The organism is Pseudogemmobacter sp. TB195, from assembly GCF_058313095.1.
The window spans coordinates 1-20,668 of record NZ_JBZEGG010000018.1 but is presented as its reverse complement, the minus strand read 5'-3'; the positions used below and the strand labels follow the sequence as shown (position 1 = coordinate 20,668).

23 protein-coding genes are annotated in these 20,668 nt (G+C 63.5%); 13 read left to right on the top strand and 10 right to left on the bottom strand.

Features of this window, described 5'->3' with window-relative positions:
- Positions 1-61 precede the first annotated feature (61 nt).
- On the bottom strand, positions 62-958 hold the full coding sequence (locus AC4FS3_RS17885; protein ID WP_491021658.1) for a LysR family transcriptional regulator: 897 nt from the start codon (positions 956-958) through the stop codon (positions 62-64).
- Between the two features lie 5 nt (positions 959-963).
- A complete protein-coding gene (locus AC4FS3_RS17880) occupies positions 964-2,349 on the bottom strand; it encodes an SLC13 family permease (protein WP_491021657.1) in 1,386 nt (461 codons plus the stop codon).
- Between the two features lie 204 nt (positions 2,350-2,553).
- On the opposite strand from AC4FS3_RS17880, the gene rfbF reads away from it, so the two are divergent.
- From rfbF to AC4FS3_RS17855, 5 genes are read left to right on the top strand one after another with little or no spacing between them, the layout of a single operon-like run.
- Positions 2,554-3,324, top strand: coding sequence for a glucose-1-phosphate cytidylyltransferase (gene rfbF, locus AC4FS3_RS17875; RefSeq protein ID WP_491021656.1), 771 nt, complete (start codon positions 2,554-2,556; stop codon positions 3,322-3,324).
- Complete coding sequence (rfbG, locus tag AC4FS3_RS17870) at positions 3,321-4,391, top strand: CDP-glucose 4,6-dehydratase (protein WP_491021655.1); 1,071 nt, start codon at positions 3,321-3,323, stop codon at positions 4,389-4,391. Before rfbF ends, rfbG begins: the two co-directional genes overlap by 4 nt.
- Positions 4,388-5,620, top strand: a complete 1,233-nt coding sequence (locus AC4FS3_RS17865) for a methyltransferase domain-containing protein (RefSeq protein ID WP_491021654.1) — start codon at positions 4,388-4,390, stop codon at positions 5,618-5,620. The genes rfbG and AC4FS3_RS17865 overlap by 4 nt, the downstream gene beginning before the upstream one ends.
- A complete protein-coding gene (locus AC4FS3_RS17860; protein WP_491021653.1) occupies positions 5,617-6,150 on the top strand; it encodes a dTDP-4-dehydrorhamnose 3,5-epimerase family protein in 534 nt (177 codons plus the stop codon). The genes AC4FS3_RS17865 and AC4FS3_RS17860 overlap by 4 nt, the downstream gene beginning before the upstream one ends.
- 17 nt (positions 6,151-6,167) lie before the next feature.
- Positions 6,168-6,980 carry a glycosyltransferase family 25 protein gene (locus AC4FS3_RS17855; protein WP_491021652.1) on the top strand — a complete coding sequence of 271 codons (813 nt, stop codon included), beginning with the start codon at positions 6,168-6,170 and terminating at the stop codon, positions 6,978-6,980.
- Positions 6,981-6,983: 3 nt separating this feature from the next.
- Here AC4FS3_RS17855 and AC4FS3_RS17850 read toward each other — a convergent pair whose 3' ends face one another.
- On the bottom strand, positions 6,984-7,787 hold the full coding sequence (locus tag AC4FS3_RS17850; RefSeq protein ID WP_491021651.1) for a hypothetical protein: 804 nt from the start codon (positions 7,785-7,787) through the stop codon (positions 6,984-6,986).
- A 151-nt stretch (positions 7,788-7,938) separates the two neighbouring features.
- On the opposite strand from AC4FS3_RS17850, the gene AC4FS3_RS17845 reads away from it, so the two are divergent.
- A complete protein-coding gene (locus AC4FS3_RS17845) occupies positions 7,939-8,862 on the top strand; it encodes a glycosyltransferase family 2 protein (RefSeq protein ID WP_491021650.1) in 924 nt (307 codons plus the stop codon).
- A 3-nt stretch (positions 8,863-8,865) separates the two neighbouring features.
- Here AC4FS3_RS17845 and AC4FS3_RS17840 read toward each other — a convergent pair whose 3' ends face one another.
- Positions 8,866-10,152 (bottom strand): glycosyltransferase family 2 protein, encoded by a 1,287-nt coding sequence (locus AC4FS3_RS17840; RefSeq protein WP_491021649.1) that lies wholly within the window; start codon positions 10,150-10,152, stop codon positions 8,866-8,868.
- A gap of 201 nt (positions 10,153-10,353) precedes the next feature.
- Here AC4FS3_RS17840 and AC4FS3_RS17835 point away from each other — a divergent pair, with 201 nt between their 5' ends.
- Positions 10,354-11,043, top strand: coding sequence for an LbetaH domain-containing protein (locus AC4FS3_RS17835; RefSeq protein ID WP_491021648.1), 690 nt, complete (start codon positions 10,354-10,356; stop codon positions 11,041-11,043).
- A gap of 16 nt (positions 11,044-11,059) precedes the next feature.
- Here AC4FS3_RS17835 and AC4FS3_RS17830 read toward each other — a convergent pair whose 3' ends face one another.
- Entirely contained in the window at positions 11,060-11,467 is a 408-nt protein-coding gene (locus tag AC4FS3_RS17830; RefSeq protein WP_491021647.1) for a CmcI family methyltransferase, read from the bottom strand.
- Between AC4FS3_RS17830 and AC4FS3_RS17825 the strand changes: the two genes are divergently transcribed.
- Positions 11,445-12,566, top strand: coding sequence for a DegT/DnrJ/EryC1/StrS family aminotransferase (locus AC4FS3_RS17825; RefSeq protein WP_491021646.1), 1,122 nt, complete (start codon positions 11,445-11,447; stop codon positions 12,564-12,566). The two genes, AC4FS3_RS17830 and AC4FS3_RS17825, sit on opposite strands and share 23 nt — an antisense overlap.
- Before the next feature lie 220 nt (positions 12,567-12,786).
- On the opposite strand, the gene AC4FS3_RS17820 is transcribed toward AC4FS3_RS17825, so the two are convergent.
- Positions 12,787-13,098 carry an ETC complex I subunit gene (locus AC4FS3_RS17820; protein WP_092895672.1) on the bottom strand — a complete coding sequence of 104 codons (312 nt, stop codon included), beginning with the start codon at positions 13,096-13,098 and terminating at the stop codon, positions 12,787-12,789.
- Positions 13,099-13,299: 201 nt separating this feature from the next.
- On the opposite strand from AC4FS3_RS17820, the gene uvrB reads away from it, so the two are divergent.
- Both uvrB and AC4FS3_RS17810 read left to right on the top strand, forming a co-directional pair.
- A complete protein-coding gene (gene uvrB, locus AC4FS3_RS17815) occupies positions 13,300-15,489 on the top strand; it encodes an excinuclease ABC subunit UvrB (protein ID WP_283177109.1) in 2,190 nt (729 codons plus the stop codon).
- Between the two features lie 185 nt (positions 15,490-15,674).
- Positions 15,675-15,812, top strand: a complete 138-nt coding sequence (locus AC4FS3_RS17810) for a hypothetical protein (protein WP_491021645.1) — start codon at positions 15,675-15,677, stop codon at positions 15,810-15,812.
- Positions 15,813-15,831: 19 nt separating this feature from the next.
- On the opposite strand, the gene AC4FS3_RS17805 is transcribed toward AC4FS3_RS17810, so the two are convergent.
- Positions 15,832-16,089 carry a GlsB/YeaQ/YmgE family stress response membrane protein gene (locus AC4FS3_RS17805; RefSeq protein WP_198836744.1) on the bottom strand — a complete coding sequence of 86 codons (258 nt, stop codon included), beginning with the start codon at positions 16,087-16,089 and terminating at the stop codon, positions 15,832-15,834.
- A 249-nt stretch (positions 16,090-16,338) separates the two neighbouring features.
- On the opposite strand from AC4FS3_RS17805, the gene AC4FS3_RS17800 reads away from it, so the two are divergent.
- On the top strand, positions 16,339-16,560 hold the full coding sequence (locus AC4FS3_RS17800; protein WP_283177107.1) for a hypothetical protein: 222 nt from the start codon (positions 16,339-16,341) through the stop codon (positions 16,558-16,560).
- On the opposite strand, the gene AC4FS3_RS17795 is transcribed toward AC4FS3_RS17800, so the two are convergent.
- Entirely contained in the window at positions 16,517-16,834 is a 318-nt protein-coding gene (locus AC4FS3_RS17795) for a hypothetical protein (protein WP_283177106.1), read from the bottom strand. The genes AC4FS3_RS17800 and AC4FS3_RS17795 overlap by 44 nt on opposite strands.
- A 311-nt stretch (positions 16,835-17,145) precedes the next feature.
- Between AC4FS3_RS17795 and AC4FS3_RS17790 the strand changes: the two genes are divergently transcribed.
- The gene (locus tag AC4FS3_RS17790; RefSeq protein WP_283177105.1) at positions 17,146-18,210 is read left to right on the top strand and encodes a 3-deoxy-7-phosphoheptulonate synthase; all 1,065 of its coding nucleotides are present in this window, start codon (positions 17,146-17,148) and stop codon (positions 18,208-18,210) included.
- Here the strand turns inward: AC4FS3_RS17790 and AC4FS3_RS17785 are convergent.
- Entirely contained in the window at positions 18,144-18,656 is a 513-nt protein-coding gene (locus AC4FS3_RS17785; RefSeq protein WP_491021644.1) for a very short patch repair endonuclease, read from the bottom strand. The two genes, AC4FS3_RS17790 and AC4FS3_RS17785, sit on opposite strands and share 67 nt — an antisense overlap.
- Positions 18,649-19,845, bottom strand: coding sequence for a DNA (cytosine-5-)-methyltransferase (gene dcm / locus AC4FS3_RS17780; protein WP_491021643.1), 1,197 nt, complete (start codon positions 19,843-19,845; stop codon positions 18,649-18,651). The genes AC4FS3_RS17785 and dcm overlap by 8 nt, the downstream gene beginning before the upstream one ends.
- Positions 19,846-20,025: 180 nt before the next feature.
- Here dcm and AC4FS3_RS17775 point away from each other — a divergent pair, with 180 nt between their 5' ends.
- Positions 20,026-20,472, top strand: coding sequence for a pseudoazurin (locus AC4FS3_RS17775; protein ID WP_491021642.1), 447 nt, complete (start codon positions 20,026-20,028; stop codon positions 20,470-20,472).
- Positions 20,473-20,668 lie beyond the last annotated feature (196 nt).

The window sequence follows — 20,668 nt, the reverse complement described above, 5'->3', positions numbered from 1 at the left end:
CGGGATCATGTCCCGGCCTTTTTTCATTTGTTATCTGTTTTGGGCTCTGGCTGCTGCGCGATCACGGCCAGAGATCATCTGCGATTGCGCCTGTGGCAGCAATCAGCGGCTCTTCCGCCCGACTGGCGAGGGTTGCGAAAACCACATCACCGCCCTGCCCGGCCTGGCAGATCAGCTCCAGCTCGCCATTGTCGCGCGCGGCAAACGCTGGCCTGTCATGGAGAAAGCCGGGACCGGCCCCGCTTGCGATCAGGCTGCGGGTTGCGGCCTCGCGGTCGATCCCGATCACCTGGCGCGGGCGGAACTGGTGGCGCAGGAAAAGCGCCTCGCCAGCCAGGCCACAACAGCTCGGGCGCTCGGAGGGCAGGATCCAGGCCTGTTCCGCAAGCGCCTGCCAGTCGGGATCGGACGGATCCGCCACCATGCCTTTCGGCGCGGCAAGCCAGATGCTGAACCGCCCCACCACCCGCTGCGTCAGATCACTCAGATCCTCCGCGCCACCGTCCGGCGCGGGCGCATTGAAGAACCCTGCGTCAAAATTGCCCTCCCGCAGCCCGCGGATCACCTCACCGCTGCTCGCCTGTACCAGGGTCACCGCGATTTCCGGATGTCGGGCAGAAAGCGCGCTGACCAGAAGGCCTGGCGGTTCCGGATCGGAATTGCCGCCGCCCGCGATCCGCAGCGGGCCGGACAGTCGCCCGCGCAAAAGCTGCGCCCTGGCGAGGAAATCGCGATGCGCCGCCAGGATCGCTTCGGCCTGGGACAGCAGCCGGGCGCCGTCCTCGGTCAGCCCCATCCCACGCGAATTGCGCCGGAAGAGCACCAGGCGCAGCTCCTCCTCCAGCGCTTTGATATGGGCGCTGACCGCCGGCTGGCTCAGACAAAGCTGTTCCGAGGCGCGGGTGATACTGCCCGCCGCCGCCACGGCGATAAAACTGCGCAGCTCATGGATATCCATCGTGGTTACGATAGCGGAAACATGCCGAGACACCACCACCAGACCAGATCAAGCGGCGTCAGCACCAGAAGCGTCAGCCCGAAGAGGATGAGGCAGATCCGGGTCATCTCGCGCATCGGCAGATTGCCGGTCTGGGCCGCCATGATCAGGGGCGGCGCCTGAAACGGCAGCATCACATTGGAAAACGCAAGTGCCTGGGTCATCAGCACCGTGGCCAGCGGCAGACCGGTCGCCTCTGCCAGATGGCCGGCGCCCGGGGTCATGACCAGTGGCACGCCGGGCTGATTGGTCACCAGCGCCACCAGCGTCGCGATCGCGCCAAGCGCCAGGGTGCTGCGCAGCGGCTGGCCCGGAGCGAGCCCGATCAGCCCGGATGCCTGACCGACGATCCATTCGCCCAGCCCACTGGTCGCAATCACCGCCCCGAGCCCCATGATCGCCGCCACGAAGAACAGGGTCCCGTAGCCGATTTCCTCATTCAGGCATTTCGGCCCGGTCAGCCCGGCGCCCGGCCAGAGACAGATCACCGCCCCCGCCAGCGCGATCCAGCCCGGCGAGATGTGATGCAGCGCATCGGTCAGCCACAGGCCCAGCATCGCAAGGATGATCACCAGAAGCGCGATCTCGGCCCGGCTCATGGCCGATGGCGCCTCATGCCGCTCCGGACGCCCGGGTGGCTGATCGGGATAGAGGCGCAGGATCACCACCACCAGCAGCACCGCCTTCAGCGCGCCCAGAACCGGAAAATGCAGCCAGAGATAATCGAAATAGCCGATGTGATATTGCCAGAGGCTTTCGGCACTGCCCGCAAGGATCATGTTCGGCAGATTGGCGGGCAGGATCGCATAGGCCGGCAGGCAGGTCCCGAACGTGGCCGCCATCAGCATGGCCATCCGCCCCGGTCGCCCCTGCGCATATCCGAGGTGATCCGCCAGCGCCGCCACCACCGGCAACAACAGCGCGATCCGCCCCATCGACGAGGGCAGCACGAAAGACAGCACCACCCCCACCGCAACGATCGTCGCCACGATGCCGCCAAGGCTCTGCCCCGTCAGCCGCCCGAGAAGCGGCGCCAGCCGCCGCCCGAGCCCGGTAAAGCGGATCGAGGCCGCCATCACCATCCCTCCGAACAACAGCCAGAAGGTCGAGGAGGAAAAGCCCCCCAACACCACTTCGGGCAAAGCCAGCCCGCTCAGGATCGCCACCGCGAAGAAGATCAGCCCGGTGAGATGTTCCGGCACTGCGCCACTGGCCCACATCAGGATGCAAAACGCACCTAAGCCAGCGGTCCCGGCGATCCCCCAGGGCAGCCAGAGCGCCAGCCCTGCGGCGAGCGCAAGGCTCATCAGGGTGATCAGCGCCGCCATGCCCTGTCTTTGTACCGCGCCCATCAGATCCTCCTGCCATTCTTGCCGCCCCCGCTGGTCCGGCCAGTCCACGCTATTGCATATCTGCCGCCCGGCTTACCAATCGAATGACCGGGGGCCTCCCCCCGGAAAAGCTGAGGACCGCCGAAGACACAGCCCCATCCGCGCCGGAGGGTGTCATCCGCGCCCGCGATATTCTACATAGCGGGCGATGGATATGGGGCTGCCATGCAGGCAGTTATCCTGGCAGGGGGCTTTGGCACCCCGATCTCGGAACAGAGCCATCTGAAACCGAGGCCGATGATCGAGATAGGCAGCCGCCCGATATTGTGGCATATCATGAAGATCTATGCCCATCACGGCATCACCGATTTCGTGATCTGCCTTGGCTATCGCGGCCATATGATCAAGGAATATTTCGCCAATTACGTCATGCACAGCTCGGATATGACGGTCGATGCGCGGACGGGCGAGATCACCTATCACGGCTCGGTCGCCGAACCCTGGCGCATCACGCTGATTGACACAGGCGAGAATTCGATGACCGGGGGGCGGCTGAAGCGGGCAAAACCCTGGCTTGGCCAGACCTTTTGCATGACCTATGGCGACGGGGTCTCGGATATCGATATCACGGCGGAAATCGCCTTTCACCGCGCCCATGGCAAGCTTGCGACCATCGCGGCAGTGACGCCTCCGGGCCGCTATGGCGCGCTTGAGATGACCGCAAGCGGCCAGGTGGAGCGGTTCATCGAAAAGCCGCCCGGAGATGAGGGCCGCATCAATTGCGGCTTTTTCGTGCTGGAGCGCGAGGTCCTAGACCGGATCGAGGGCGATCCGACACCTTTCGAGGGAGATCCGCTCGAGGGCCTCGCCCGCGATGGCGAGTTGCTGGCCTGGCGCCATCCCGGTTTCTGGCACGCGATGGACACACTGCGCGACCGCAACCATCTGGAAAAGCTCTGGGCCGGTGGGGCCGCGCCCTGGAAAATCTGGTCGTGACCTCTGGTTCCGCGAAGGACTTCTGGGCCGGGAAGCGCGTTCTCCTGACCGGACATACCGGGTTCAAGGGCGTCTGGACGGGCCGCTGGCTGGCGCGGCGCGGCGCGGTGGTGACCGGTCTCGCTTTGACGCCGGAGCCGGGGCCGAACCTCTCGACGCTTCCGGGCGAGGATCATCTCGCGGCCTCGCATCTGGTCGATCTGCGCGAGGCGGCGGCGGTTGGCGAGGCCGTGGCACAGGCGCAACCCGATCTGGTGCTGCCTATGGCCGTACAGCCGCTGGTGCGACGGTCTTACGCTGAACCGGTAGCGACACTTGCCACCAATGTCATAGGCACGCTGCATCTGCTTGACGCGCTGCAGCGGCTGGAACGCCCGCGCGCGGTGCTCGTGATCACCTCGGACAAGGTCTATGAGAATGACGGCTCCGGCCGTGCCTACGCGGAAGGCGACCGCCTGGGCGGGCATGACCCCTATTCGGCCTCGAAAGCCGCGACCGAGATCGCTGTGGCCTCGTGGCGGCAGTCTTTCTGCACAGAGGCTGGCCCCCGGCTGATGACCGCGCGGGGCGGCAACGTGATCGGCGGCGGCGACTGGTCGGAGGACCGGCTGATCCCCGATATCATCCGTGCGCTGGCCGCAGATGAGGTGCCGGTGTTGCGCAACCCCGCCTCGACCCGGCCCTGGCAGCATGTGCTGGAATGTCTTGACGGCTATTTCACCCTGCTTGAGACAATGACAGGTGACGCGCCCCTGCCCGATGCGCTGAATTTCGGCCCTGCCGAGGGGGCAGAGCCGGGCGCGGTCGGCGCGCTGACGAACCGCCTGCTCTCGGCCATGGGCCGCCCCACCGCTTTCGCGCAGGACAGCCAGACCGGCCCGCATGAGATGGCGCTCCTTGGCATCAACTCCGCGCTGGCGCAGGAGGTGCCTGGCTGGACGCCGCGCCTTGACGCCGCCCGGACCATCGGCCTCACCGCTGACTGGTATGCCGCTTGGGCGGAGGGGCAGGATGTGACCGCGCTCACCGACCACCAGATTGCCCTTTACGAGGATATCCGCCCGTGACCCGTTCCTGCCGCTTTTGCAATGCAGACCTGACCCAGACGCGCGTCGATCTGGGCGAGACCCCGCTTGCAAACAGCTGCCTGCCCGCAGGGGATGCCGGCGCCCTTGCCGCCGAGCGACACTTTCCCCTCCATGTCATGGTCTGCAACAGCTGCTGGCTTGCCCTGACGACCGAGACCGTGCCTGCGGACGCGATCTTTTCGCATGGCTATGCCTATCTCTCGTCCTTTTCCCAGGGCTGGGTCGATCATGCCCGCCGCTATGCCACCGCGATGACGGCGCGGTTTGGACTTGGCCCGCAGTCGAAGGTGGTCGAGATCGCGTCGAATGACGGCTATCTGCTGCAGCATTTCGTGGCGGATGGTGTCCCGGTGCATGGGGTCGAACCCGCCGGCCATGCCGCAAGCCTTGCCGAGGCAAAGGGCGTGCCCACGCGGGTCGCGTTCTTCGGCGAAGCGACCGCGCGGCAGCTGCGTGAAGAGGGCCATGGCGCCGACCTGATGGCCGCGAATAACGTGCTGGCCCATGTCCCCGATATCCGCGATTTCGCTGCCGGATTCCGGGTGCTGCTGAACCCCGAAGGCGTTGCGACCTTTGAATTTCCGCATCTGGCGCGGCTGATCGAACAGGTACAGTTCGATACGATCTATCACGAACACTATTCCTACCTGTCGCTGACCTTCGTGCGCCGCCTGATGGATGAGGCCGGGCTGGAGGTCTTCGATGTCGAACGCCTGCCAACCCATGGCGGCTCGCTGCGGGTCTTTGTCGGCCATAAGGGCGCGCATCAGCCGGGGCCGGGCCTCGCAGAGGTCGCGGCGGAAGAGACGCGCCTGAAGCTGGATCAGGCTGCCGGATATGGCGATCTCGCCGGCAAGGTCGCGGCAATCACAAGCGCCTTCCGCGCCTTCGTGGCGCGTGCGCGTGAAGACGGCAAGACCATCGCGGGCTATGGTGCGGCGGCCAAGGGCAACACCTTCCTCAACGTGGCCGGCATCGGCGCGGATGACATTGCCTTTGTCGTCGACCGCAACCCCGAGAAACAGGCGACCCTGTTGCCGGGCAGCCATATCCCGGTCTTCGCGCCCGAGGAAATCGCCGCCCGCCGCCCGGATTACCTGGTGATCCTGCCCTGGAACATCGCAGCCGAGGTCCGCGACCAGCAGGCGCAGATCCGCGCATGGGGTGGAGAATTCGTCACCGCGATCCCGGCGCTGCACATCGGATGAGGCTGAACCCCACGCCCCTGCCCGGCCTGATCACAGTCGAGGCCGATCCGCATGAGGATGCGCGCGGCCAGTTCGCGCGGGTCTTCTGCCGTGACAGCTTTCTCGCGGCGGGGGTGGATTTTCAGCCGGTGCAGGTCAATCTCTCGACCAACACCCTGGCCCATGCGCTGCGCGGTCTGCATTACCAGGCCGGCGAATTCGCCGAGCAAAAGCTGGTGCGCTGTGTTGCCGGACGGGTCTGGGATGTGGCGGTCGATCTGCGCCCCGGGCCGTCGCGCGGCACGTGCCACGCGGTGGAGCTTGATGCGGCGCGCATAAACGGCATCTATAGCGCCAAAGGTTTTGCGCATGGATTTCTCAGCTTCACGCCCGGCGCGGTGGTTCAATATATAATGGCGCCCGCTTATATCTCCCGTCACGGGCGCGGCATCGCCTGGGATGATCCCGATCTCACCGTCACCTGGCCCGCGCGGCCTGAGGTCATCTCTGAAGCCAACGCCGCCCTGCCGCCCTTCGCCAGCCTGATCTGACCGCTACAGGAGTGACCATGCCCGACCCGCAAGCTCTGCCCGATCCGCAAGCACTGCCCGATCCGCAAGCATTGCCCGATTTCGGCGCCTGGCTGATCAACTTGCCACGATCAGCACAGCGGCGCGCAGCTATGGAGGCACAGCTTTCCGCGCTGAACCTGCCCTATAGCCTGCACGAGGCCACCGATGGCCGCGCGGAATGGGACCGGCTGGTGCAGAATGTCGACCTTCCTGCCTTTCGCCGCAATGTGGGCCGCGAGGTGCTTCCGGGCGAGATTGGCTGCTACCATTCGCATATCGCGGTCTGGCAGGCGTTTCTCGACTCCGGCAGGGATGTGGCGCTGGTGATGGAGGATGATGTCGTCTTCCACCCCGAATTCATGACCGCGCTGCAAACGGCGTTGGCCGCGAAGGCCGACTGGGATTTCCTGAAGCTCAACAAGATCCGCGCCAAACAGCCCTTGCGGCAGAAAAAGCTCGGCACCTGGGATCTTAACGCCTATCTCGGCCCCGCGACGGGGCTTGGCGCCTATCTGATCCGCCGCGATCTGGTGGCGCGGCTGTTGCCCGGGATACTGCCGATCACCCGGCCCATCGACCACGAACTCGACCGCGTCCATATCCATGACTTCCGCCATTACGGCCTAGAACCCTTTCCCAGCCATGTCGATGACGGGAATTCCAGCACCATCACCGGCCAGTCGCACAGCGATGTACGAAAATTTACCTGGTATCGGCGGCTGCCGCTATATGGGCTGCGTTTTCGCAATATGATCGGAAAGCTGGTCTATCTGACCCGCAAAGGGCGCTTTCCCGCCCCTAAGGGCTGAGGATCAGCGCGGCAGATCGCCGCCGTTTTCCACCCAGTATTCCGCCATCCAGCGCACCTGGCCATGGCCCATATGCGGAAACCTGTCCCAGAACCGGTTGCCCGGGCGCAGAAGGTCAATCGGGCGCGGCGTACCATGGAAGGCGAGCACCTTGGAAGATGCCGGCGGCGCTTTGGGCGGCAAAAACAGATCCAGGCCAATTGGTCGGCGCAAATGCCGCTTGAAGCTGATCACCCAGCCATCGGGCCAATACTCCATCGCGCTGGCTTCGGCCCCGACCCAGTTCTGCTCGATCACATGGTCGCGCACCGCCTTTTCGCGGTCTGCGGTAAAGCGGTCGACAATCTGGCCTTCGGCGCCGAGCGTAAAGGCGAAAATGCAGGTCCCGGCCTCCCGGGGCGCATTGGCCCGCGACGGCCGCCCCCAACCCTCGCCCATATCCGTGGTCAGGACCGGCGCCGGATGGTCGAAAAACGGGTCCAGTGCGCCGCAGATCACCATATCAAGGTCGATGAAAAGCGCGCGCCCCTTCAGCCCGTAAAGATCATGCTCAAACACCCCGAGTTTAGCCCAGGCGCCGCTTTTCCACATGCCGGGGCTCAGCCCCAGATCGGGGATCGGATAGGCCTCGATATCGGGGCCAAGCCCGGTCGCGTCATCCGTCAGGCAGACAAAGCGGAAATCCCCGGTGATGTTCCGGCGGCAGGCATTATAAAGCACGTTCACATAGCTGGCCGGATAGAGCTTGCCCCATTTCATGCTCAGCACAACGCGCTCGCCAGAGCCGCTTTTCGAATGGGGAACCATACTTGCCTCGGATTTACGTGCATTGGATCACAAGGGTCCATTCTGTCACCATTCGGCCCGGGCTGCCAGTGCGGGCGGCACAGCCCCGTCGCAGCCTCGCCATTCGCCGCGCAATGCGCTAGTCATCTGGCAGGAAACGGGGGACCTGGCAGTGACAGAGGGGCGGGATGCGGTAAAAACTGAGGGGCTTGCGCTGACGGTGCTGATCCCGACGCATAACCGCCCGGATCTGCTGAAACGCGCGGTCGCTTCGGCGCTGGCCGATCTGCCGGCGGGGGCGGAGGTTCTGGTGATCGATGATGCCTCCACTGTGCCGGCCAGCGAGGTTCTGGCCGGATGGGACACGCGGCTCCGGGTCTTGCGTAACAGCGGTTTGCGCGGTGCGGCCGGGGCGCGGAATTTCGGCGTGGCGGAAGCCTTGGGCGAGATCATCCTCTTTCTCGACGACGATGATGAACTCCTGCCCGGCTACGCCGCCCGCGTGCTGAAGATCGCCGCCAGCGAGGTGGTGGATTACGGCTTCAGCGCGGTTCTCAGGCGCGACGCTTCGGGGCATGAGGAAACGGTCACCCGTAAACTGGCCCCGGGCAAGGTGGCGGAGAACGCGCCGCTGCGCCACAAGATCGCAGCGCTCAGCGCCGGCTTCTGGATCCGGCGCAGGCGGTTTCTGGCGCTTGGCGGCCTCGATCCCGCGCAGCGCATCGACGAGGATACCAGCCTGTGCTGTGCCCTGATCACAGCGGGCAATCTGCCCTGGTATGAGGCTGCGCCTGGAATGCGGGTCCATATCCTCCACAGCCCCGCAGATGCGCCTGGCGCCCAACTGACACAGGGCAGCGACCCGGATGTCATCCTTGACTGCTATCTCCGCACCTGGACCCACTATCAGGCCAGCTTTCCCGTCCTGTCCGAAGCGCGCTGGTTCCTTGGCGCGCGCTATCTGCGCCGGGCGGCGAAACTGGGCACGCGCGCGCGGATCCGTGACTTCGTCGCCACGATCCGCCCCCGGATCATGGCACCGGCCTTCTGGCTTTACGGAGCGGTCAAGCTCCTCTCATCAAAATCGCGGCGCTGAAGATCAGCTCTCCGCCGGTTGCCACGAGGCCCAGGGCCGGGGAGCGCTTTCAAAGAGCCGCGCCGCCGTGCCATGCATCCGCAGCATCCGCGCAAAACCCGATACCGGGCCGAAATGCCGCCCGGCACTCGTCTCAAGCCGGGTCAGGCGGTCAAGGAAATCAGCGGCTGTCAGAGCATCCTGCATAGGTGGTCCGCCAACAGCCCTGATCCGTCCGGGCGCATTGCTGCGGCGCATCACGTCTTTCGCGCGCGGCGCCCCGGCAACAGGCGAAGCTGCGGGTGGAATATCGAAATCCGGCCCGAAGAACATCCGCGCCAGCGCGACACAGTCGGACCTGTCCGGTTCGACGAAACCGTCGATCTCCGGGGCGACGCGCGCGCTCCAGGCCGCCATGTCCAGACCCAGTTTGCGCCCGCATTGCAGCGTCGCTTCAGTCAGCCCGTCCAGTGTCACAAGGATCAGGGATGGCACCCGTGCAGGCAGCCGGCACTGATAAGGGTCCTCGGCACTTTCGCGGATGAATTTCATAAATTCCGGGCTTTCCGCCGCACTTGCAACCTTTGCCCGCTGCTGCCCCGAAGCCCCGTTAGAGCGCGGCGACGTGCCGCCCATGGTCAGAGGCAGGTTGACTTTCATGATCGGGCGGTCCCCGATCACCAATGCCTGCACCGAGGTATAAAGATCGGGTGAGGACCCCCGGAAATAGGGCCCGCTGGTCTTCGCCACCACGCGGTCGACAAGCCGGCGGCTGATCATACCGTGATAGATCATGCCGCCATCGTGACAGGTGCGGAAACTCGCGTTGCAGAAATTCGCCAGCACGACCGCCGGGTCGATCATCTCGCAGCGGCCATCCAGATGTTGCGGCCGGATCTTGACCCAGCCATCGGTGCCGCTGGCGGGGTCGGGCCAGTGGTAATTCTCCACCCGCCATTTGTAGATATCGACATCCTTCGCCTCGATCATCTGCCGCGCCAGCGCCAGGCCATGGGGCAGCACCGCATCATCATCGCCGATATAGATCAGATGCGAGCCGCTGGCATTTTCCAGCGCGAACTGATAATTTTCGCGCATGGAAAGCCGGCGTTCGCTGCGGATCACCCTGAGGCGTGGGTCGCGCTGCGCGGCAAGCCAGGCGTCGGTACCGTCGCCCGAGGCGTTATCGGACACGAGTATCTCAACCTCCACCCCGGCACGGTAGGCGGCCAGCTGCGCCGAGGCCAGCGCGCAGAGCAGATACTCCAGTCGTTCGCGGGTGAGAATGATAAGGCTGATCTTGCAGGTCACGAGCTTCTCACAACCGGGGCGCGCGCGAGGCCGGCATTCCAATTTATATTTGCCGCCTGATCTCCCTAAAAATCGCAGAGATAGCGGCGGGTCTAACCAGGGTCAGCGGTGTCTGACCGATGTAAAGGGACAAGTGCCGGATGAACCAAGACAGCAGATCGTCCGCCCTGCGCGAGCGGGCTGAAAAAGGACAGGCCAGGGATGAGCAGCGAGATTTTCCTCTGGGGGGCCAAATCGCAGGCGCGCATCATTGCGGCAGAGCTGACGCGCGCCGGCACACCGCCCGGGATGCTGTTCGACCCAACCCTGAGCGCGCCGGATTTCTCCATCAGCGCCGGTTTTTGCAACACCGCCGGGGCGCTGGCCGCAGCGCTGGACCGCGTGCGCGACTTTGTGGTCTGTATCGGCGGGGCGCATGGCGCACAGAGGGCAGCACTGTCTCACAGGCTCAGGGATGACTGGGGGCTGACGCCGCTTACCATCATCTCGCCGCAGGCAAGCATGGTTCCTGAGTCCGTCCTTGGCGCAGGCGCGCAGCTGATGGCGCGGGCCTATATCGGGCTTGCCAGCCGGATCGGGGATTTCACACTGATCAATACCGGCGCCACGATTGACCATGAATGTGTGATTGGTGAGGGCGTTCACGTCATGGGAGCGACCGCCATTGCCGGACGCGTCACCATCGGCGATTTCGCTAACATCGGCACCAATGCCACCATCCTGCCGAACCTCACCATCGGAGGCGGCGCCCAGATCGGCGCCGGCGCGCTGGTACGCCGGGATGTAGGCGAAAACGAGGTGGTGGTCGGCAATCCTGCCAGGTTGCTCAGGCTGGAGCCGCCGGTCACCGATCTTTCACTGCTGGATCAGGCCTTCTTGCGGCGCAGATAACCGCCGGGCGAAGAGGCTATCTGCAGCTTGCCACTGATACCTGATCGGGTTCGAAATCGCTGTTTTCAGCCAGAAAATCATGCATCCCGCTCAGCATCTCATCACCCGGATACCAGATTTTCGACCGTTTCTTCGGGGTTTGGTCCGGCGTCATGAAGCCGATCACCGTATCAGCGACCACAAGATAGCAGCCTTCGGCCACCAGATCGGCATAGGCGCGGCATTCCGCCAGAACATGGTCGCGCGAATGGTCGCTGTCGAGAACCACCATCACCCGCGCACCCGGCGGAATCTCGGCACGCACTTTTGTCAGCGTGTCTTCATCGGCGGAACCGCCCTCGATCAGCACAACCCGTTTCGACATCGGATGGCTTTCGATCGTGTCGCGGTTATGGGTGCGGATGTCGATATCGACGTGGATCACCGAACGCGAAGGCGACCTGGCGCGTGAGGCCGCGCTGAACGCCTGGGGCGCAGATCACTACCGCTATAACCGCCGGTTCGAAGAGATGCTCGCTGCCCATTGCGGGGTTGCCCATGCGGTCAGCCTGCCCCATGCGACCTCGGGGCTGCATCTGGCGCTGGCAGCGCTCGGGATCGGGCCCGGCGATGAGGTGATCGGCCCGGATGTGACCTGGATCGCCTCGATGGCGCCGGTCACCTATATGGGCGCGGTGCCGGTTTTCGTCGATATCCTGCCCGATACCTGGTGCCTTGACCCGGTGGCGGTCGAGGCCGCAATCGCGCCCCGCACGAAAGCGATCATCGGCGTCGATCTCTATGGCTCGATGTGCGACTGGGATACACTGCGCGAGATCGCCGACCGTCACGGGATTGCGCTGATCGAGGATGCGGCCGAAGCGCTTGGTTCGACATATTGCGGCCGCCCGGCTGGCAGCCTTGGCGATGTGGCGGTGTTTTCCTTCCACGGCTCGAAAACCATCACCACGGGCGAAGGTGGCGCGCTGGTGACCTATGACCCGCAGCTTCATGCCCGGGTGCAAAAGCTGCGCGATCACGGCCGCCCGCCGGGGGACCGGTTCTTCCGCAATGACGAGGTCGCATTCAAATATAAGATGAGCGCCGTCCAGGCCGCCCTTGGCATCGCACAGATGGAACGGCTGGACGCGCTGGTCGCCCATAAGCGGCAATTGTTCGGCTGGTATGCCGACCGGTTGCGCAATGTGCCGGGCCTCGCGATCAATGCCGAACCGCAAGAGGTGAAGAATTCATTCTGGATGGTCACGGTCATCCCCGATGAAGGCTATGATCTGGATAAATTCGCCCTGCAAACCGCGCTGGCGGAACAGGGCATTGATTCAAGACCATTCTTCTCAAGCCTCTCATCGCTCAAGGCCTATGCGGACACAGACTGCCGCCCCCTGATGACGCCGCGCACAGAGACCGCACGGATCGTCCATGCCGGGATCAATCTGCCCTCGGGCTACGGCCTCGATGAAGCAACAGTGAGCTATATCTGCGAAACACTGAAAGCGATTCTGCAGGGATGCGAACGGCGCTGAGGCGACGCGCACCCGCGCCGCTCTCTCCGACGCAAAAGGACGAAATCGCACCTGAAAGCCGTGCCTGACGGCCATGGTCGCGGTCAGGCCGACCGTCATACTCCGGGCACAGCCAGGCGTCAGCTGCGCGGCACGCACCATCGGTGACAGCTCAAACCTGACTGCCAGTCGGGGGCAAACTGCTGTGAGCCGGACCGAACCTTACTGCAATCCACCCAAGTCAATGAGTCCAGGGATTGCGCCGGTCAGTGGCGAAATTCTCGCCATAGCCACGCAGGCGGATATTTGCCTTGCGCGGGGTCGGCTCGATCACCGTATAGGCGATGCCATGCTGCTGGGCATAGGCTTCGGCCTCTTCCCGGGTCTCGAACCGCAGCTTGACCTGGGTCTGTGTGTCCGAAGATGAGGTCCAGCCCATCAGCGGATCCACTTCGCGCGCAGAATCCTGCGCGAATTCCAACAGCCACACATGGGTTTTGCCCATACCGGATTGCATGGCATTGCGGCTGGGCTGATAGATACGGGCTCGCATTGGGCAGACCTCCGGAATAGCCCCGCCGTTCTGGCCGAAACGCGGCGAAAGCGCAAGGGATGCCGACAGATTGAACCTTCGCGCCGGCGCATTGCGCGCCGCCGGAACATGCTCGCGCTGAACTGGGGTTGAACTGGAACAAAAACAGATCAAATTAGCGGGTGACTGCCCGCTGCCCCCCTGCCCCTCCCGAGGCCCGAGATGCATAACAACGCGCCCGACAAGCTGCCCGACATTTCCCATATCACGCCCGTGCGGCGCGAAAAGCTCGAAGGCGGGCAGCGCTTTGTCATGCACACGCCCTTCACAGCAGCAGGCGACCAGCCGACCGCAATTGCCGAGCTGTCGCAGGGCGTGACCGCGGGCGAACATGACCAGGTGCTCCTGGGGGCGACCGGCACCGGCAAGACCTTCACCATGGCGAAGGTGATCGAAGAGACGCAGCGACCTGCGATCATCCTTGCGCCAAACAAGACACTGGCCGCGCAGTTATACGGCGAATTCAAGGGCTTCTTCCCCGATAACGCCGTTGAGTATTTCGTAAGCTATTACGATTACTACCAGCCCGAGGCCTATGTCGCGCGCACCGATACTTTTATCGAGAAAGAGAGCCAGATCAACGAAGCGATCGACCGGATGCGCCATTCGGCGACACGGGCACTGCTGGAGCGTGACGATGTGATCATCGTGGCGTCGGTGTCGTGCATCTACGGCATCGGCTCGGTCGAGACCTATTCGGCGATGACCCAGGACATGGTTCAGGGCCAGTTCTATGATCAGCGCAAATTCATCCAGGAGCTGGTGGCCCAGCAATACCGGCGCTCGGAGGTCGGGTTTCAGCGGGGCGGGTTCCGCGTCCGGGGCGATGTGATCGAGCTTTGGCCCGCCCACCTTGAAGACCGCGCCTGGCGGTTCTCATTCTTCGGCGAAGAGCTTGAGAGTATTACCGAATTTGACCCGCTGACCGGCGCTAAAACCGGCAGCTATGCTCAGATCCGCATCTATGCCAACAGCCATTATGTGACGCCACGCCCGACCATGGCCCAGGCGATCCAGGGCATCCGCGCCGAGCTGCACCAGCAGCTCAAACGCTTTAATGACGAGGGCAAGCTGCTCGAGGCGCAGCGGCTGGAACAGCGTACGCGATTTGATCTGGAAATGCTGGAAGCCACCGGCGTCTGCAACGGGATCGAGAACTATTCGCGCTATCTGACGGGGCGCGCGCCTGGCGAGCCGCCGCCCACCCTGTTCGAATTCATCCCCGACAATGCAATTGTTTTTGCAGATGAATCCCACGTTTCCGTGCCACAGATCGGCGGCATGTACCGGGGTGACTTCCGGCGCAAATCGGTGCTGGCAGAACATGGGTTCCGCCTGCCTTCCTGCATGGACAACCGGCCATTGAAATTCGAGGAATGGGACGCGATGCGGCCGCAATCGGTCTTCGTCTCGGCGACGCCCTCGGCATGGGAGCTGGAACAGGCAGGCGGCGTTTTCACCGAACAGGTGATCCGCCCGACCGGGCTGATCGACCCGATGATCGAGATCCGGCCGGTCGAGATGCAGGTGGATGATCTGCTGGACGAGGTGCGGCGGGTGGCGGCAAAGGGGCTGCGCATTCTCGTGACCACGCTGACCAAGCGCATGGCCGAGGATCTGACCGAATATATGCATGAACAGGGGATCCGCATCCGCTACATGCATTCCGATATCGACACGATCGAGCGGATCGAGATCCTGCGCGATCTGCGGCTCGGGGCCTTTGACGTGCTGGTGGGCATTAACCTTTTGCGCGAAGGGCTCGATATTCCCGAATGCGGTCTGGTGGCGATTCTCGATGCCGATAAGGAGGGCTTCCTGCGGTCAGAAACCTCGCTGATCCAGACCATCGGGCGGGCGGCGCGCAATGCCGAGGGCCGCGTGATCATGTATGCCGACAAGATCACCGGCTCGATGACGCGCGCGATGGCCGAGACCGACCGGCGGCGGGAAAAGCAAAAGGCCTATAACCGTGAACATGGCATCACGCCGCAAACCGTGAAGAAAAACGTCGAGGATGTGCTGGCCGGGCTGTGGTCGGGCGACACAGATCAGTCGCGGGTGACGGCGAAGATCGAGCGGCCAGCGGTGGGGCAGAACCTCGCGGCGCATCTCGACGCTCTGCGGGTGGCGATGCGCAAGGCGGCCGAGAACCTCGAATTCGAGGAAGCCGCCCGGCTGCGCGACGAGGTCAAACGGCTCGAAGCTGTGGAACTGGCCGTGGCCGACGACCCGCTGGCGCGGCAATCGGCGGTCGATGAAGCGGTGGAGGAGGCGGTGAAGTCTTCTGGCCGCTCGACCGCCGGGCGCGCGGGCCAGCGCGGCGGCACCAAAAGGAGCAAGCGGCGGTAACGCAGCTGGCTTTGCTCCGGCACGGTTAACCTTCGTTAACGTGCGCACGCCCTGCTTTGGGAGGGCTCCTGGTATATTCTTTGGTGCTTCGGTGCTTCGCCAATTCGGCCCTGGCGCTGAGCGCAGAGTCCGGCGGGGTTTCAGCACAGGACTGTGACCAGAACCGGATCCCTTCAGGATGAAGCATGCTATTCGACTCTGCTGTCAATCACATCGGCGGAACCGGCACTTACGCCGCTTATGTCGAAGGCTCGGTCAGGGCCAGCGGTCAGGATATCTACGATCCCGACCGGGATGGCGACGGGGCCGGCTGCGACCGCTGACCCCGTCGAATTAGCGTTTTCAGGCCGTCCGCACCAGGCGGATCAGCAGGAGCAGGATCACCGCGCCGATGGTGGCGTGGATGATGGAGGCAAGAATAGCATTGCCGCCGAAGGTCAGACCGATGCGGGGCAGGATCAGCCCGGCGATAAAGGCGCCGACCACACCAACCACGATATTCCCGACCAGGCCAAAGCCGTAGCCTTTGACCAGTTGCCCCGCCAGCCAGCCGGCAACCGCGCCGATGACCAGAAGAATCAGAATGCTTTCGATACCCATAATCTCTCCCTCACTTTAACGAAGCGCCGTCAGGGTGTCGGGCGTTGCCGCCCCGCCCAAAGATCGGCGGTTCTGTTGCAGAGCCTCACTATGGCCGGAAGGTTAACGCAGCCGGAGGGATTTGGTTCCATATCGCGTAAAGACGCGGCCTCGCAGCGATTGACCTTGCCGCCGCATCCGCCGATTGTGCTGCACTGCAGCCTCTGCCGCCGTGCCATCCGTCGACCCACGTCCTCAAAGACCGGACCCATGCCCATGCAGATCCTCGACCCGTTTCACCCGATGTTCGAGCGCCCCCTCACGCGGCTTTTAACCACGATCCTGCCAATCCTGTGGTCTGGTCTGGAATTCTTTGCCTTCAACGCGCCGCTTTGGGGCGCGGTCTTCCTCGTCGCGGGGCTTTATGCCGGCTATATGCTTTTTATCGTCAGGCCGAAGGGGCCCGACGGGGGCCCGGACGGGGACAAGTGACCAGCCCCCGCATCTCGCCCGAATCCCCCTGGAGCGCGCTTTCGCGCAATTTGCAGCCGGTGAGTTCCGGGATCAGGTCGATCATTATGGCCCGAATCGCCTGATGTTCCCCCGGCGAGGCCCAGCCGAGACGGATCACCTCGACACTGCTTCCCTTCAGAAAGACCACATAGTCATGCCCGCCGCGGCTGGCCTCGAATCGTTCGGCGCCAAACATATGAGGCGCGGGCTGGGCACCACAGGCGGCAAGGGAAAGAGGCAGGATCAGGGCCATTCGCATCATCCGATGCTCTGCGACCAGGGTTAATAATTCCTGAAGATCTTTGCCCGACCCGCCAGGCCCCTGAAAATCCCTGTTATTTTTCTGGTGACAAAGTGACTTTTCGCGCTTAGCTTTCCCCGCATGTCCATGTCCTGCGCCCCCGTCTGGTTTTATTACTTCCGCTCATGCCAGCGGATGCGGGCGGCTGTGTAACGCGAGACAGGCGATACTCACCAAAAACCCCCAAGCCGCTGGTTCGACCGGCGGCTTTCCGTTTTCGGGGGTGCCGGTCAGATCCTGAGGCAAAGTACAGGAAGACCGAAATGCCGACCGAAACCAACAACCTGCGTATCCAGGAGTTGCGCCCCCTGCCCTCGCCGCTGGAGCTCGCCGTGGCGATCCCCCGCGATGCCGCCATATCCGAGACCGTGGCGCAAAGCCGCAACGCCATCCGTGAGATCCTGGCGGGTCGCGACGAGCGGCTGCTCCTCGTGATCGGGCCCTGTTCGATCCATGACCCCGAGGCCGCGATGGATTACGCCCGCCGCCTCGCGGCCGAGCGCAAGCGCCACCAGGACAAGCTGGAAATCGTGATGCGGGTCTATTTCGAAAAGCCGCGCACCACGGTCGGCTGGAAGGGGCTGATTAATGACCCGCATCTCGACGGGTCGGACCGGATCGAGGACGGGCTGCCGCTCGCGCGCAAACTGCTGCTCGATATCAACCGCATGGGTCTGCCCGCCTCGACCGAATTCCTCGACCCGATCATGCCGCAATATTTCGCCGATCTGATTGCCTGGGGCGCGATCGGGGCGCGCACCACCGAAAGCCAGATCCATCGCCAGCTGGCCTCGGGCCTGTCCTGCCCGGTGGGCTTCAAGAACGGCACCGATGGCTCGGTCCAGATGGCGCTGGATGCGATTCTGTCGGCGCGCGGCCAGCATTCCTTCCCGGCGATCACGGCGGACGGCAGGGCGGCGATTGCGCGCACCACCGGCAACCCCGATTGTCATGTCGTGCTGCGCGGCGGATCGAAAGGGCCGAATTTCAGTGCGGCTGACGTCGATGCGGTCGCGGAGGCCGCGGCAAAAGCCGGCATTGATCCGGGCATCATGATCGACGCGAGCCATGCCAACAGCGGCAAGGATCCGGCCCGCCAGCCCGGGGTGGTCGCCGATGTCGCCACCCGTATCCGCGCCGGCGAGCGCCGTATCCGCGCGCTGATGGTCGAAAGCAACCTGGTCGCCGGCGCCCAAAAAGTCGTTCCCGGCCAAAAGCTTGTCTATGGTCAGTCGATCACCGATGGCTGCATTTCCTGGGATCAGACGGTCGAGCTGCTTGACGGGCTGGCCGATGCGGTCAAAGCGGGCGATATGGCCGCCGCCTGAGCCATAATCTCTATACGCTGGCCGCCTCCGGCAATCCAGGCGGCCAGCTCTGCCAGAACCATACCTTCGGGCTGGCGCCCCCGCCCTTTCAGCGCGCATTCCCAGACCAGGGCAACCCGCCAGCCCTGTGCCTCAAGCGCGGCCAGGATGCGGGCGTCGCGCGCCATATTGCCGCCGATCTTGGCGCGCCAGAACTCTTCCCGGGTCCTCGGCCAGCGAAACAGATCGCAGCCATGGCCATGCCAGAAACACCCATGCGCAAAGATCACCGCCCGGTATTTCGGGAGCACAAGATCCGGCCGCCCGGGCAGATCGCGCGCTTGCAATCGGTAGCGAAAGCCGAGCCCATGCAGCCCCTTGCGCAAGACCATCTCGGGCCTCGTATCCGCGCCCCGGATCGCCTGCATATTGCGTCGCCGCGCATCAGGCGAATGGACGTCAGCCATGGATCAGCGAAAGGATATGCGGCCGCATCTTCTGCGCGACCTCGGTGAAGACCGGCACCGCCACCGAATTGCCGAACTGGCGATAGGCCTGGGTGTCCGAGACCGGAATGCGGAAATTCTCACCATAGCCCATCAGCCGGGCACATTCTCTGGGCGTCAGGCGACGCGGGTTTTCACCTGGCTGCTGGCGGATCAGAATCTCGGACCCGTCCTTATAGTAGCGCGCCGAAAGCGTGCGGGCGATGTCATCCGGCCCGAAAAGGCCAAAGCCGAAGCCATTGCCCTTTGCGCGATGCTTGGCGGCATAGTCCTGAAGATAGCGCCAGAGCTTGTCGGTCAGCGTGTATTTCTCGCTGACGACCGCATCGGGGCCGGTGGTGAAATGCCCTTCCGGAGCCTCGGTGCCATTCTCGGGATGCAGGATCGTGCCCAGCCGGCGACCACCGTAAGAGGGCAGCTCAAGATCAGCCCAGCTGAAAGAGGTGGCCTCGCGAAAACCCACCATCACGATCCGCTCGCGGTGCTGCGGCACGAAATGACCGGCATCAATCACTTTGGTAAACAGCTGGTAGCCCAGCTCTTCGGTCAGCGTCCGGTTGATCACTGCGAAGGTATTGCCCTTATCATGACTTTGCAGGTTCTTTACATTTTCCAGCAAAAACGCGGCTGGGCGATGGTGTTTTATCAGCCGCGCCACGTCAAAAAACAACGTTCCCTGGGTTTCATCGGCAAAACCATGCGCCCGGCCGAGCGCGTTTTTCTTCGAGACCCCGGCGATAGAAAACGGCTGGCAGGGAAAGCCCGCAACCAGCACATCATGGTCTGGCACATCTGCCTCAGCCACCTCGCGGATATCGCCGGCAATCGGGCGGTTGTCGGGATAATTTGCATGATAGGTCTTCTGCGCGAACTGGTCCCATTCCGACGTAAAAACACAGCGCCCCCCCGCCGCCTCCATGGCACGCCTGAGGCCCCCAATTCCGGCGAAAAGGTCAATGAACGTGAAGGAACCAACGGGATCCGGATGGCGCCCGGCCTCGGCGCGCAATACCGTCAGAACGGCCTCGCGCGGGGCTTCTTCGCCGCGTTTCCAGCGGTAAATATGGCCCTCAGAATAGCCAAGACGTTTCGCAGCATCGGGCACAGACCACCCCGCCTGGGCCAGAAGCCTGTCAAATTCGGTTTGCATCGCGGCTTTCATCTCTGGGAATTTTTCTGACATTATGGCGATACACGCCCCGCCGCAACCGGGACTGCGACGCCCCGCCGCAGCTCCGGTTTGACCTCGCTCAAGGTCGGGCGGGACAGCCTCGCCTAGCGCATGGGGAATGGCCGGTTGCCGGTCATTTCTGTGACACAGGAGTTTACCATGACATCCCGCATCCTCTTTGCCGCCCTGATCGCCTGCGGCCTCGCAGCCCCCGGCCTTGCCGCCGAAATCGAGGTGCATATGCTGAACAAAGGCGCCGCTGGCACAATGGTTTTCGAACCCGATTACGTGCGCGCCGAACCGGGCGATGTGATCAGGTTCATCCCGACCGACAAGAGCCACAATGTCGAGGCGATCAAAGATATATTGCCGCCCGGCGCCGCAATGTTCAAAGGCAAGATCAATGAAGCGCTTGACGTGACGGTGACCGAGCCGGGCATTTACGGCGTCAAATGCACGCCACATCTTGCCATGGGCATGGTGATGGTGATCCAGGTTGGCGCCGCGCCTGAAGATCTGGCGGACGAGATCGAAAAGCTCAAGGCTGTGAAACTGCCGAAGAAAGCGCGCGAGCGGATGGATCTGGCACTGGATCAGGTTCAATAATCGAACATCGATATGGAAAACGCCGCCCGATTACGAGCAGCGTTTTCCCTTCTTCAACATTTCTTCCGGATCTGGCGTTAAAGCCTCATCCCTTGTTCATCCTGTTCTCAATAAGGTCTTCGACGACGGTCGGGTCTGCGAGGGTTGAGGTATCGCCCAGGGCGGCAAAATCGTTTTCGGCGATTTTGCGCAGGAT